Genomic DNA, 13,002 nt, shown 5'->3' on the forward strand with positions numbered 1-13,002 from the left:
GCACTACTACCTGCTGCTGATCAGATCGGAAGAGCACACGTCTGAACNATCGGCATCGGTTCGGCGATCTTCCATCCGGAATCCTCGCGCATCGCCCGCTTCGCATCCGGCGGCCGGTTTGGCCTGGCGCAGTCGCTGTTCCAGGTCGGCGGCAATTTCGGTCAGTCCATGGGTCCTTTGCTGGCCGCCTTCATCGTCGTGCCCTTCGGCCAGACCAGCATCGCCTGGTTCGCCGTCGGCTCGCTGATCGGCATCGTCATCCTGTGGCAGGTCGGTGGCTGGTACAGCCGCCTGCGCGCCGCGCAAGGCAATCGCAAGGCGGCAAGCTTCGTGTCGCCCTTCCCACGCCGCAAGGTGATGTGGGCCCTGGCGGTACTGACCTTGCTGGTGCTGACCAAGAACGCCTACATCGCCAGCCTGGCCAGCTACTACACCTTCTATTCCATCCATAAGTTCGGCGTTTCGGTGCAGATGTCGCAGGTCATGCTGTTCCTATTCCTCGGCTCTTCGGCGTTGGGCATCCTGCTCGGCGGTCCGTTCGGCGACCGCTATGGACAAAAGGCGATGATCTGGTTTTCGATCGTCGGCGTCCTGCCCTTCACGCTGGCGCTGCCTTACGCCAATATGGAATGGACGATGGTGCTGACCGTGCTGATCGGCCTCATCCTCTCGTCGGCCTTCTCCAACATCGTCGTCTTCGCGCAGGAACTGGTGCCGGGCCGCGTCGGCACGATCGCCGGCATCTTCTTCGGTTTCGCCTTCGGAGTGGGCGGCATCGCGGCCGCGGTGCTTGGTGTCGTCGCCGACATGAAAGGCATCGACTTCGTCTTCCAGATCTGCTCGTACCTGCCGTTCCTGGGGCTGCTGACGGTGTTCCTGCCCAACATGAGGGACGCGCGCAAGGCGCAGGCCGCCGCTTGAATCATCTGTATCCCGGCAAAAGGCACCCGCCATATGGCGGGTGTCTTTTGCCATTCCGGTGGGAGGGCTTCAGGCCTTGAAGAAGGCCAGAAGGTCGGCGTTGATGATGTCGGCGTGGGTCGTGGCCATGCCGTGCGGAAAGCCTTTATAGACCTTGAGCTCGCCCTTCTTGAGCAGCTTGATGCTCAGCAGCGCCGAGTCAGCAATGGGAACGATCTGGTCGTCGTCGCCATGCATGACCAGCACCGGCACGTCGATCGTCTTGAGATCTTCGGTGAAGTCGGTCTCCGAGAAGGCCTTGATGCAGTCGTAATGCGCCTTGGTGCCGCCCATCATGCCCTGGCGGTACCAGTTGTCGATAACGCCCTGCGAGACCACGGCGCCCGGACGGTTGAACCCGTAGAACGGGCCAGCGGGAACATCCACGTAAAGCTGCGCGCGGTTGGCGGCCACGCCCGAGCGGAACCCGTCGAAGACCTCGATCGGCAGGCCGCCGGGATTGGCTGGGGTCTTTAGCATGATCGGCGGCACCGCGCCGAGCAACGCTGCCTTGGCGACACGGCCGCCCGCCCCATACTGGGCGACATAGCGCGCCACCTCGCCGCCACCCGTCGAATGGCCGACATGGATGGCGTCGCTGAGGTCGAGATGGGCGACAAGTTCAGCCACATCGGCTGCATAGGTGTCCATCTCGTTGCCGATATCCGTCTGCGTCGAACGGCCGTGGCCGCGACGGTCATGGGCGATGACGCGGTAGCCTTGGCCCAGGAAGAACAGCATCTGCGCATCCCAGTCATCGCTGCTCAGCGGCCAGCCGTGATGGAACACAATGGGCTGACCGGTTCCCCAGTCCTTGTAATATATCTGCGTGCCGTCCTTGGTGGTGATCGTGCCGCTGCCTGAGCCTGGTTTGGTCTGCGAGGTCATCTCAATCTCCATCTGATTTCTGTCGCGATAAACAATATCGCGATATCAATGTCGTTAACCCAGATCGAGGTTCTTGTCCATAGAAATATGTATCGCGATATTTTTTTTCGTGGTACATAATGCGGCACTTAATCGGCAAAGGAATCCACCGTGCCTCTCCCGCTGGACAATCAGCTCTGCTTCACGCTCTACGCCACCAGCATGGCAATCAATCGCACCTACAAGCCGATGTTGGACAAGATGGGGATCACCTATCCGCAATATCTCGTACTCAACGCGCTGGGCGAGGCCGACGGCATGTCTATCGGCACGATCGCGCACAGGCTCGCCCTGGAATCGAGCACGGTCACGCCGCTGGTAAAGCGGATGGAGCAGGCCGGCCTGGTTACCCGCCAGCGCAGCCAGACCGACGAGCGGCAGGTCCAGGTCGACCTGACACCGGCCGGCCGCAAGCTGCTCGTCCAGTGCAACTGCTTGAACGAGACCCTGGTCGAACGCTCGGGCATGACGCTGGCCGAACTGGACAGGCTGAACCGGCAGGTCCAGGCGTTGCGCGATGCGTTGAGCGGCGACCGGTAGCTTCCCACCGCCGCTTGCACGCCTGCCCGCCTTCCGCTATAGAGCCGCCACCCGCGTAGACACCCTTGGAGGCAACGCGGCGGAAGGCTGCCTTCCCCTTGTGGTCCCGAACAAAGATCCGCTCGCTGCGGTTTCCGGCATTCGGACATCGAGGTCTGGCGGCTTTCGACGTTTACGGCCTGGCACATTGCCAACCGTAGGCGCTCCATAACACGCGAAAAGGAAAAGCCATGAGCCACGATACTTACGAGCTCAAGGCCGAAGCGCGCGAACAGGTCGGTAAGGGGTCCGCCCGTGCAGTTCGCCGCAACGGTAAAGTGCCTGCGGTAATTTATGGTGACAGACAGCCTCCCCTGGCGATCGCGCTCACCTACAAGGACATCTACTACAAGATCCATGGCGGCGGGTTCCTGACCACGATCGCCACGATCGATGTCGACGGCAAGAAGATCCAGGTCCTGCCGAAGGACTTCCAGCTCGACCCGGTCAAGGATTTCCCTGTCCATGTCGACTTCTTGCGCATCGGCAAGGACACCGAAGTCAACGTCGATGTTCCCGTGCACTTCATCAATGAAGACAAGTCGCCCGGTATCAAGCGCGGCGGCGTGCTCAACATCGTGCGTCACGAAGTCGAGTTCCACTGCCCGGCCAATGCGATCCCGGAATTCATCACCGTCGATCTCACCGGCGCCGACATCGGCGATTCGATCCACATCTCGGCGGTCAAGTTGCCGGCCGGCGTCAAGCCGGTCATCTCCGACCGCGACTTCACCATCGCGACCGTTGCCGGTTCGTCGGCGATGAAGCCGGAGACGGAAGAGACAGCTGAGGCCGCGGCTCCCGAAGCGGCTCCCGCCGCCGAAGAGAAGTAACTCTTTTCACGCCCGGAGGCGACGATGCCAGAAAAGACAGCGCTTGTCTTTGCCGGCCTCGGCAATCCGGGCGCGAAATACGCTGAAAACCGACACAATGTCGGCTTCATGGCGGCGGACGCTATCGCCCGCCGCCATTCCTTTTCGCCCTGGTCGAAGAAGTTCCAGGGCCTGGTTTCCGAAGGCACGCTCGGTGGCGAAAAGATCATCCTGATCAAGCCGCGGACCTTCATGAACCTGTCCGGCCAGTCGGTCGGCGAAGCGCTGCGCTTCTACAAGCTCGATCTTTCCGCCCTCACCGTCTTCTATGACGAGATCGACCTTGCCGAAGGCAAGCTGCGCATCAAGACCGGCGGTGGGGCCGGCGGCCATAACGGCATCCGCTCGATCGACGGCCATGTCGGCAATGCGTATCGCCGCGTGCGCATCGGCGTCGGCCATCCCGGCGTCAAGGAAATGGTCCAGCATCATGTGCTGGGCGATTTCGCCAAGGCCGACCGCGACTGGCTCGACCCGCTGCTCGACGCGATCGCCGACAATGCGGCTATGCTCGTCAAGGGCGACGAATCCGGTTTCATGAACAAGGCCGCCCTCGCCGTCCAGGGCAAGACGGGCGCAGAACCGGAAAACCCTGCGCGGAAGCAGTCGAGCCCGAAACAGCAAAGCCCAAAACAACAAAGTCATGTCCGCCAGGCCCGCCCTCAGCAGCCGGTCGCCAAGCTGCCGGAAAGCGGCCCGATGGCCGCCATGCTGAAGAAACTCTTCGGCAACAAGGACTGAGGCGTAGCCTCATGCGGCGTCACGGGGCTTGACGTTCCCAACCCCTATCGCCCATAGCCTCATCAAATTTCGCTTTTCCCGANCGCTCTTCCGATCTAAAACAACAAAGTCATGTCCGCCAGGCCCGCCCTCAGCAGCCGGTCGCCAAGCTGCCGGAAAGCGGCCCCATGGCCGCCATGCTGAAGAAACTCTTCGGCAACAAGGACTGAGGCGTAGGCTCATGCGGCGTCACGGGGCTTGACGTTCCCAACCCCTATCGCCCATAGCCTCATCAAATTTCGCTTTTCCCGAGGACTTGATAAAATGGGTTTCAAATGCGGCATCGTTGGCTTGCCCAACGTCGGCAAGTCGACGCTCTTCAACGCGCTGACGAGGACGGCCGCCGCGCAGGCCGCCAACTATCCCTTCTGCACCATCGAACCGAACACCGGCGAGGTGGCGGTGCCCGATCCGCGCCTGCGGAAGATCGCCGAAATCGCCAAGTCGAAGGAGATTATCCCGACCCGGATCTCCTTCGTCGACATCGCCGGCCTGGTGCGCGGCGCCTCCAAGGGCGAAGGCCTGGGCAACCAGTTCCTCGCCAACATCCGCGAGGTCGACGCCATCGTGCATGTGCTGCGCTGCTTCGAGGATGACGACATCACCCATGTCGAGGGCCGCATCGACCCCGTCGCCGACGCCGAGACGGTCGAGACCGAGCTGATGCTCGCCGACCTCGACAGCCTCGAGCGCCGCATCGTCCAGTTCCGCAAGCGCGCCGCCAGCAAGGACAAGGAAGCGACGACCGTACTGCCGATGATGGAGGCCGCGCTCGAGCTGCTGCAGGAGGGCCGCCCGACCCGCATCCTGCTCAAGGGCATTTCGGAGATCGGAAGAGCACACGTCTGNTGATCTCGGCCGCGATCGAGGCCGAAGTCGCCCAGCTCTCGGACGAGGAAGAGATGGAATTCCTGTCCTCGCTTGGGTTAGACGAGCCGGGCCTCAACAAGGTCATCCGCGCCGGCTACGACCTGTTGCATCTGATCACCTATTTCACCGCCGGTCCGAAGGAAACGCGCGCCTGGACCATCCACAAGGGCGACAAGGCCCCGCAGGCCGCCGGCGTCATCCACACCGATTTCGAGCGCGGCTTCATCCGCGCCCAGACCATCGCCTACAACGATTTCGTCACGCTCGGCGGCGAAGTGGCCGCCAAGGAAGCCGGCAAGGCACGCGACGAAGGCAAGGAGTACGTCGTCCAGGACGGCGACGTCATGCTGTTCAAATTCAACACCTGATGTGACGGAAATCGCGCTGTCCACGGTGCCGTGAAGTTCGCTCTCTCTGTGCGGCCACAAGCCGGTTCAGCTACCGGCCACCATCCGACCATTCACCCACACCTTGGCAATATTGGACCGTACCGCATTGAGCACGATCTTCTGAAAGACGTCGTCGAGCGCATCGTTGGCGGCGTTGACATGGATGTTCGAGGCGCTCGCTTTGGTGTCGATCAGCAGCGCGTCGAATTCGTATCCGACACGAAAACTGCCGGCGCCACGGGCGAAGGCTTTGGCTGTCTGATCAGCGCGCTGCTGTGCAGCACGCCGGTCACCGGCTATTCGTCGAACGCTGGTATCATCGCCATCACCGGCATCGCCAGCCGTGCCGCCTTTGGAGCGGCCGGCATCTTCCTGGTGCTGTTCGGGCTGGTCGGCAAGCTTTCGGCGGTCATCGCCTCAATCCCCGGGCCGGTCATCGGCGGCGTCTTCGGTGTGCTGTGCGTCATCATCGCCATGAACGGTTTTCGGGTGGTGCGCGCGACGCCGCTGACCGAACGCAACATGCTGGTCATCGGCCTGCCCATCCTGATGGCGCTGTTCGCCACGCTGGTACCGCCGGATTTCGTCAAGACGCTGCCCGATATCGTGCAGTACATTCTGGGCTCATCCATCGCCTTCGGCGCCGTCTGGGCGATCGTCCTGCACCAGATCCTGCCGAACGCCCGTTAGGCGATCGGAGGCGCCGCGGCTGGCCCCTACGGCCGCCGCGGGCCCGATCGCGCCGGCTGGCTCACCAGAAAGGACTTGACCAAATCGCGCGCTCCCTGCATCCGGGTTCGCCGATCCATGCGGATCGCGCGTTCTGCAGGGATGCCAGACCATGACCGGCAAGACATGGGCCTATGAGGACTTCGTCGAGGGTGCCTCGTTCGATCTCGGCACCAAACAGGTGAGCGCGGCCGAAATCATCGAGTTCGCCAGCGAGTTCGACGCCCAGCCGATGCACCTCGACGAGGCGGCCGGCAAGGCCAGCATCCTGGGCGGCCTGTCGGCCTCGGGCTGGCACACCTGCGCCATGTTCATGCGCATGCTGTGCGATGCCTTCCTGCTGGACTCCACCTGCCAGGGCGCACCAGGAGTCGATCAGGTCAAATGGAAGAAGCCGGTGCTCGCCGGTGATACGCTGCGGGGCAGTCTGGTGGTTGTGGCCAGGCGCTTGTCGAAATCGAAGCCGCAACTCGGCTTCGTGACCATGCGCAGCGAACTGGTCAACCAACGCGGCGAAAGCGTCTTCGAGCTCGAGAACTCAGTCATGTTCCTGACGCGCGATGTCGGGGGGAACTTCCCATGACACTGGATGAATTCTTCCGCATCGGCACCACGGTGACGCTGGGCTCGCACAGATTCGAGCCCGAGGCGATCAAGGCGTTCGCCCGCAAATACGACCCGCAGATCTTTCACATCGACGAAGAGGCCGCGAAGAAGAGCGTGCTCGGCGGCCTCTGCGCCTCCGGCTGGCATACCGCCGCCACCTGGATGAAGCTGAACCTGGAAACCCGCCTGGACGCCGAAGGCTGGGATGGCCCGGTGCCCGAATTCGGCCCCTCGCCCGGATTCAAAAACCTGAAGTGGCTGAAGCCCGTCTTTGCCGGGCAAACCATCACCTTCACGCGCACGGCGCTGTCCCATCGCCCCGTCGCGTCCCGCCCCGGCTGGCGGTTGCTGGCGCTGCTCTGCGAGGCCACCGATTCGACCGGCGGCAAGGTGCTGGAGTTCGAAAGCGCGGTGCTGGTGAAGGTGGAGTAGGTTTCTTCCTTCTCCCCGTTTACGGGGAGAAGGTGCCCGAAGGGCGGATGAGGGGCGGCGCCGGCGATGGTGTTCTCGCGTTGCCTCCCGGCTCTTCGCCATCGCTCCGGGCGTTCGAGCCCTTTGAAAGGTCCACTGGACCTTTCAATTTGCTTCGGCAAACCGGTCTCAAACCCCCTCGAACCCGATCAGCGTTCGCACCGGCACGCCGAGCGCTTCGAGCTTGGCGCGCCCGCCCAAATCCGGCAGGTCGATGACGAAACAGGCGGCGAGAATGTCGGCGCCGATCTGGCGCAGCAGCTTGACCGCCGCCTCCGCCGTGCCGCCGGTGGCGATCAGATCGTCGACCAGGATCACCTTCTCGCCGGGCGCGACGCCGTCCTTGTGCATCTCCATCTCGTCCAACCCGTATTCCAGGCTGTAGGCGACGCGCACGGTCTCATAAGGCAGCTTGCCCTTCTTGCGGATCGGCACGAATCCGGCCGAGAGCTGGTGGGCGACGGCGCCGCCCAGGATGAAGCCGCGCGCTTCGATGCCGGCGATCTTGTCGATCTTCTGCCCGGCATAGGGATGCACGAGCTCGTCGATGGCGCGTCGGAAGGCGCGCGCATTGCCGAGCAGCGTGGTGATGTCGCGAAACAGGATGCCGGGCTTGGGATAGTCCGGGATGGTACGGATCGATGCCAGCAGCGTGTCTTCGAGAGAGGATTTCATGGTTTGCGCTCCACGCTTGCGTCTGCTGTCTTGCCGCGAAGAGCCAGACCAACTGCCTTGTCGATGGCCGGACATCGGCCAGCTTCCCAGAAGACTATCTGAAACGGAGATTTTGGCGCGTCAATTGTTCTATCGAGGTGCAGCCCATCAGCTTCATGCCGCGTTCGATCTCGATGCGCATCTGTTCAAGTGCCCGTTCGACGCCCGCCTGTCCGGCCGCCGCCAGCGGGAACAGGTAGTAGCGCCCGACACCGACCGCCTTGGCGCCGAGCGACAGCGCCTTCAGCACATGCGTGCCACGCTGCACGCCGCCATCCATGACCACGTCGATCCGATCGCCGACGGCATCGACGATCTCGGCAAGCTGGTCGAAGGCCGCCCGCGAGCCATCCAGTTGGCGCCCGCCATGGTTCGACAGGATGATGCCCTTGCAGCCGATCTCGACGGCGCGTTTGGCATCTTCCACCGACATGATGCCCTTGAGGCAGAACGGCCCCGGCCACAGCTTGACCATCTCGGCGACGTCGTCCCATGTCATCGACGGATCGAGCATCTCGGTGAAGTAGCGGCTGATCGACATGGTGCCGCCACCCATGTCGACATGCTCGTCGAGCTGCGGCAGCTTGAACCCCTCATGGGTAAAGTAGTTGATCGCCCAGGCCGGCTTGAGTGCGAACTGCATCATCCCGGCAAGGTTGAGCTTGAAGGGGATGGCAAAGCCGGTGCGCTTGTCACGCTCGCGGTTGCCGCCCGTGATGCTGTCGACGGTCAGCATCATCACCTCGACGCCGATATCCCTGGCGCGTTGCATCATCGCCCGGTTGAGACCACGATCGCGATGGAAATAGAACTGGTAGACTTGAGGGCTGCTGCTGATTGCCCGCGCCTCCTCGAGGCTGACGGTGCCGAGCGAGGAGACGCCGAACATGGTGCCATATTTGGCCGCCGCCTTGGCGACGGCCCGCTCGCCCTGATGGTGAAACAGTCGCTGCAAGGCGGTCGGCGAGCAATAGAACGGCATCGCCAGCTTCTGGCCCATCACCGTCACCGACATGTCGACCTCGCTCACGCCCCGCAGGACGTTCGGGACCAGGTCGCAACGCTCGAAGGCTTCCGTGTTGCGGCGATAGGTGACTTCATCGTCCGCCGCGCCGTCGATATAATTGAAGATCGGCCCCGGCAGGCGGCGCTGCGCCATGCGGCGGAAATCGGAAAAGTTATGACAGTCCTGCAGCCGCATCATAGAATTCCAAACACTGTATCGGGACGGGCCTCGCCGCCGTTCAGGCGTCGAATATCAATCCGGTGCCCCCATGCCAACGGGCTAATTGCGGCTCGCGCGCCCAGCGGAGGCAGTCCGCATGAAAAAGGGGCGCATCGAGCGCCCCTTCCGTTNGGCTAATTGCGGCTCGCGCGCCCAGCGGAGGCAGTCCGCATGAAAAAGGGGCGCATCGAGCGCCCCTTCCGTTACAGCCGATTTCCCGCGGAACGCTACATGCCGAGATCGGAACGAAGCTCCGCCCTGGCCACGTCGTATTCGGCCTTGAAGTCATCCCGGTTGAGCAGGACGGCGGCGATGACGCTGCCGGAAATCTTGCCCATCTCGACGTCGGACGGATAGTGTATACCGCCGACGATGCGGTTGTGGCCGAACTCGGCCGCGCGCGCCATGATCTCAGCACGCCTTTCCGGAACCATGTCGGACAGGATGATGCCCATCATCGTGCCGACGGTCGCATGGCCGGACGGCCAGGAACCGGAGCTCGACAGCTTGACCACCGGCTTGACGAGATCGCTGAGCTGGTGCGGACGCGGGCGCTTCCAGACATCCTTGGCCGGATCGACGACGGCGCCTTCGGTCTCCACCACGCGATCGAAGAAGGCGCTGAATTTCGGCAGCTTGTCCTTGTTGAAATTCGGTCCCATGACATCGGCGAAACGCCAGACGTTTTCCTCGGCGTCGGCGATGGCGCGGGCTTCCATCTCGGGCGTGCGCGTGACCTGCACGGTCAGCACCTCGCCAAGCTCGGCCTTGGTCTCAGCCGAATCATTGGCCGGCGGCGGCGGCAGGATCATCGTCAGGTCGACATCCTTGTTCGTGATGAATGGTTTTGCGTCTTCGGCGCGGGCCGTGGAACCAACGACGAGCAGCAGCAGGCCTGCCGCAAGCGATGCGTATCTTTTCATGGGCGTGATCCTTTGATGAGAGCGCCGCAGGATCGCGATGTGTGGTGACGGCCATGTGACACCGCCGCGACGTGGAGGGCGCAATCCACTCAAAAAGCAGAAAGGGCACCTCGCGGCGCCCTTTTGCGAATTCCAGAATGCGGCATCGCTTAGTGCGCGACGGCTTCCCACACCTTGCGCTTGGTTAGGTAGACCAGGGCGCCGAACAGAAGCAGGAACACCAGCACGCGGAAGCCCATCTTCTTGCGGTCTTCCATGTGCGGCTCGGCAGCCCATGTCAGGAAGGCAGCCACGTCGCGGGAATACTGGTCGATGGTCTGCGGCGAACCGTCGTCATAGGTGACCTGGCCGTCGGAGAGCGGCTTGGGCATCTTCAGCGACACGCCGGACATGAAGTACGGGTTGTAGTGCGTGCCTTCGGGGATGACCATGCCGGCGGGCGGCGTCTGGTCGTAGCCGGTCAAGAGCGAATGGATGTAGTCGGGACCACCCGCATCATACTGGGTGAAGATATCGAAAACGAACTGCGGGAAGCCGCGCTCGACGCCGCGCGCCTTGGCCAGCAACGACATATCCGGCGGCGCCGCACCACCATTGGAGGCAGCGGCGGCTTCCTCATTGGCGAATGGTGCCGGGAAATGGTCGGACGGCTTGCCGGGACGGTCGAACATGTCGCCGGCATCGTTGGGGCCGTCATGGATCGTGTATTCGGCTGACAGCGTCTTGATCTGCGCGTCGCTGTAGCCGAGGTCCGAAAGCGTGCGGAACGCCACCAGGTTCATCGAATGGCAGGCCGAGCAGACTTCCTTGTAGACCTTCAGCCCGCGCTGCAGCTGCGCCTTGTCATAGGTGCCGAACGGGCCGGTGAAGCTCCAGCTTATTTCCTTCGGCTCGTTGATCGGGAAATGCGTCGGCGCCGCCGCGTTATGCGCCTCTTCGGCCGCGAACGCCCACGTGCCTGCAACTCCGGTGCAGGCGGCCACGAGGCCGATCAGCGCAAGCGAGGTGAGAATCTTTTTCATGCCAAATCCCCTTAGATTCTCTACCGCTCAGCCCTTGGTCTCAGGTGCTGCCGTGGCGCCCGCCGGATGCCCGCTGCCACCCTTGTTCTTTTCGAGCACCGCCTCAGTGATCGAGTTCGGCAGCCTGCGGGGTGTCTCGATCAAGCCGAGCACCGGCAGCGCGATCAGGAAGAAGGCGAAGTAGAACAGCGTCGCCATCTGCGCCATGAACACATAGCTGCCTTCCGCCGGCTGCGAGCCCAGCCAGCCCAGCAGGATGGCATCGGCCACGAACAGCCAGAAAAACAGCTTGTACCAGGGCCGGTAGACCGCCGAGCGCACCTTGGAGGTGTCGAGCCACGGCACCAGGAACAGCATGACGATGGCGCCGAACATGCACAGCACGCCGCCGAGCTTGGAATTGATCGGCCCGATGTTGAAGGTGATGGCGCGCAGGATCGCGTAGAACGGCAGGAAGTACCATTCCGGGACGATATGGGCCGGCGTCTTAAGCGGGTTGGCGACCGTGTAGTTGTCCGGATGGCCGAGATAGTTCGGCAGGTAGAAGACGAAGTAGGCGAAGACGAACAGGAATACGATCATGCCGAACGCGTCCTTGATGGTCGCGTAGGGCGTGAAGGCCACGGTATCTGTCTTCGACTTGACCTCGATGCCGGTAGGGTTCGACTGGCCGACGACGTGCAGCGCCCAGACATGCAGCACGACGACGCCTGCAATCATGAACGGCAGCAGGTAATGCAGCGCGAAGAAGCGGNCCGAGCAGGAGCTGCTGGATCCAGTCGCCAACCAGCGGAATGGCGCTGAAGAAGCCGGTGATGACAGTGGCGCCCCAGAAGCTCATCTGCCCCCATGGCAGCACATAGCCCATGAAACCGGTCGCCATCATCAGCAGGTAGATGATGCAGCCGAGGATCCACAGCAGCTCGCGCGGCGCCTTGTAGGAGCCGTAATAAAGACCGCGGAAGATGTGCAGGTAGACGGCGATGAAGAAGAACGAGGCGCCGTTGGCGTGCATGTAGCGCAGCAGCCATCCGGAATTCACGTCGCGCATGATCTTTTCGACCGAACCGAAGGCGAGATTGGTGTCGGCCGTATAGTGCATGGCCAGCACGATGCCGGTCAGGATCTGCGCCACCAGCATGATCGCCAGGATGCCGCCGAAGGTCCACATATAGTTCAGGTTGCGCGGCACCGGATAGGCGATGAAGCTGTCATAGACCATCCTGGGCAGCGGCATGCGGGCGTCGAACCAGCGTTCGATACCGGTCTTCGGCGTGTAGGTCGAGTGTCCCTCGCTCATCGAAATATCCCCTGCCTCAACCGATAAGGAGTTTGGTGTCGGAAATGAATTTGAATACCGGAATCGCCATGTTCTCGGGCGCCGGGCCTTTGCGGATGCGGCCGGCCGTGTCGTATTGCGAGCCGTGGCACGGGCAGAACCAGCCGCCGAAATCGCCTTCCTGGCCGAGCGGGATGCAGCCCAGATGGGTGCAAACCTGAACCATGACCATCCAGGCCTCCTTGCCGGGCGTGGTGCGGTTGGCGTCGGTCGCCGGCGCATCGGACGCCAAATTGGCGTTGCGGGCGATCGGATCCTTGAGATCGGAGAGGCTGACGGCCTCGCCGTCTTTCATTTCCTTCTCGGTGCGGTTGCGCACCACGACCGGCTTGCCGCGCCACTTGACGATCAGCGAGCTTCCAGGCGTCAGCGAGGAGACGTCGACCTCGACCGAAGCGAGCGCCAGCGTCGAGGCGTCGGGGCGCATCTGGTCGATGAACGGCCAGGCCACGGCACCGGCGCCGACCACCGCGGCCATGCCGGTGGCGACATAGAGAAAATCTCGACGATTGGGATCGTGGATGTCGGTTGCGCTCACGGGTGCCTGATCCTTTCGCCTCTTCCGCGCCGGGGGCCGAGCCTTGTTCCCCGCTCAA

At 62.7% G+C, this 13,002-nt stretch carries 13 protein-coding genes and 3 pseudogenes; 8 read left to right on the plus strand and 8 right to left on the minus strand.

All coding sequences use genetic code 11. From position 1 onward, the window contains the following. Window positions 1-990: 990 nt before the first annotated feature. The gene (locus X742_RS165435; RefSeq protein ID WP_023770280.1) at window positions 991-1,848 is read right to left on the minus strand and encodes an alpha/beta hydrolase; all 858 of its coding nucleotides are present in this window, start codon (window positions 1,846-1,848) and stop codon (window positions 991-993) included. Window positions 1,849-1,998: 150 nt separating this feature from the next. Between X742_RS165435 and X742_RS165430 the strand changes: the two genes are divergently transcribed. The 8 genes and pseudogenes from X742_RS165430 (at window position 1,999) to X742_RS165410 (ending at window position 7,144) form a co-directional block, all read left to right on the plus strand. Then, window positions 1,999-2,427, plus strand: coding sequence for a MarR family transcriptional regulator (locus tag X742_RS165430; RefSeq protein WP_023770281.1), 429 nt, complete (start codon window positions 1,999-2,001; stop codon window positions 2,425-2,427). Window positions 2,428-2,657: 230 nt separating this feature from the next. After that, entirely contained in the window at window positions 2,658-3,299 is a 642-nt protein-coding gene (locus X742_RS165425; protein WP_023770282.1) for a 50S ribosomal protein L25/general stress protein Ctc, read from the plus strand. Between the two features lie 24 nt (window positions 3,300-3,323). Next, on the plus strand, window positions 3,324-4,079 hold the full coding sequence (gene pth / locus X742_RS165420) for an aminoacyl-tRNA hydrolase (protein WP_023770283.1): 756 nt from the start codon (window positions 3,324-3,326) through the stop codon (window positions 4,077-4,079). Between the two features lie 98 nt (window positions 4,080-4,177). Further along, window positions 4,178-4,288: pseudogene (locus X742_RS1000000175455) on the plus strand (aminoacyl-tRNA hydrolase); the annotation flags it as partial. A gap of 94 nt (window positions 4,289-4,382) precedes the next feature. After that, window positions 4,383-5,356, plus strand: a pseudogene (locus X742_RS01000000169600) (redox-regulated ATPase YchF). 180 nt (window positions 5,357-5,536) lie between these two features. Further along, window positions 5,537-6,067: a solute carrier family 23 protein gene (locus X742_RS25640; protein WP_023770284.1), complete on the plus strand. Its 531-nt coding sequence runs from the start codon at window positions 5,537-5,539 to the stop codon at window positions 6,065-6,067. A gap of 151 nt (window positions 6,068-6,218) precedes the next feature. Then, entirely contained in the window at window positions 6,219-6,689 is a 471-nt protein-coding gene (locus tag X742_RS165415) for a MaoC family dehydratase (RefSeq protein ID WP_023770285.1), read from the plus strand. Continuing rightward, the gene (locus tag X742_RS165410) at window positions 6,686-7,144 is read left to right on the plus strand and encodes a MaoC family dehydratase (RefSeq protein WP_023770286.1); all 459 of its coding nucleotides are present in this window, start codon (window positions 6,686-6,688) and stop codon (window positions 7,142-7,144) included. The genes X742_RS165415 and X742_RS165410 overlap by 4 nt, the downstream gene beginning before the upstream one ends. Window positions 7,145-7,312: 168 nt before the next feature. Here the strand turns inward: X742_RS165410 and X742_RS165405 are convergent, their stop codons facing one another. The 7 genes and pseudogenes from X742_RS165405 to petA form a co-directional block, all read right to left on the minus strand. After that, window positions 7,313-7,858, minus strand: coding sequence for an adenine phosphoribosyltransferase (locus X742_RS165405; RefSeq protein WP_023770287.1), 546 nt, complete (start codon window positions 7,856-7,858; stop codon window positions 7,313-7,315). A gap of 94 nt (window positions 7,859-7,952) precedes the next feature. Next, window positions 7,953-9,098, minus strand: a complete 1,146-nt coding sequence (locus X742_RS165400) for an alpha-hydroxy acid oxidase (RefSeq protein WP_023770288.1) — start codon at window positions 9,096-9,098, stop codon at window positions 7,953-7,955. Window positions 9,099-9,349: 251 nt separating this feature from the next. Beyond that, complete coding sequence (locus tag X742_RS165395; RefSeq protein WP_023770289.1) at window positions 9,350-10,045, minus strand: phosphatase PAP2 family protein; 696 nt, start codon at window positions 10,043-10,045, stop codon at window positions 9,350-9,352. A 149-nt stretch (window positions 10,046-10,194) separates the two neighbouring features. Beyond that, a complete protein-coding gene (locus X742_RS165390; RefSeq protein ID WP_023770290.1) occupies window positions 10,195-11,067 on the minus strand; it encodes a cytochrome c1 in 873 nt (290 codons plus the stop codon). A gap of 27 nt (window positions 11,068-11,094) precedes the next feature. Then, complete coding sequence (locus X742_RS1000000176675; RefSeq protein ID WP_348524168.1) at window positions 11,095-11,649, minus strand: hypothetical protein; 555 nt, start codon at window positions 11,647-11,649, stop codon at window positions 11,095-11,097. After that, window positions 11,644-12,367, minus strand: a pseudogene (locus X742_RS1000000176680) (cytochrome b N-terminal domain-containing protein); the annotation flags it as partial. The pseudogene X742_RS1000000176680 and the gene X742_RS1000000176675, both read right to left, overlap by 6 nt. A 16-nt stretch (window positions 12,368-12,383) precedes the next feature. Further along, window positions 12,384-12,944: a ubiquinol-cytochrome c reductase iron-sulfur subunit gene (petA, locus tag X742_RS165385; protein ID WP_023770291.1), complete on the minus strand. Its 561-nt coding sequence runs from the start codon at window positions 12,942-12,944 to the stop codon at window positions 12,384-12,386. Window positions 12,945-13,002: the final 58 nt, after the last annotated feature.

Source organism: Mesorhizobium sp. LNHC229A00, assembly GCF_000502415.1.
Taxonomy (GTDB): Bacteria; Pseudomonadota; Alphaproteobacteria; order Rhizobiales; family Rhizobiaceae; genus Mesorhizobium.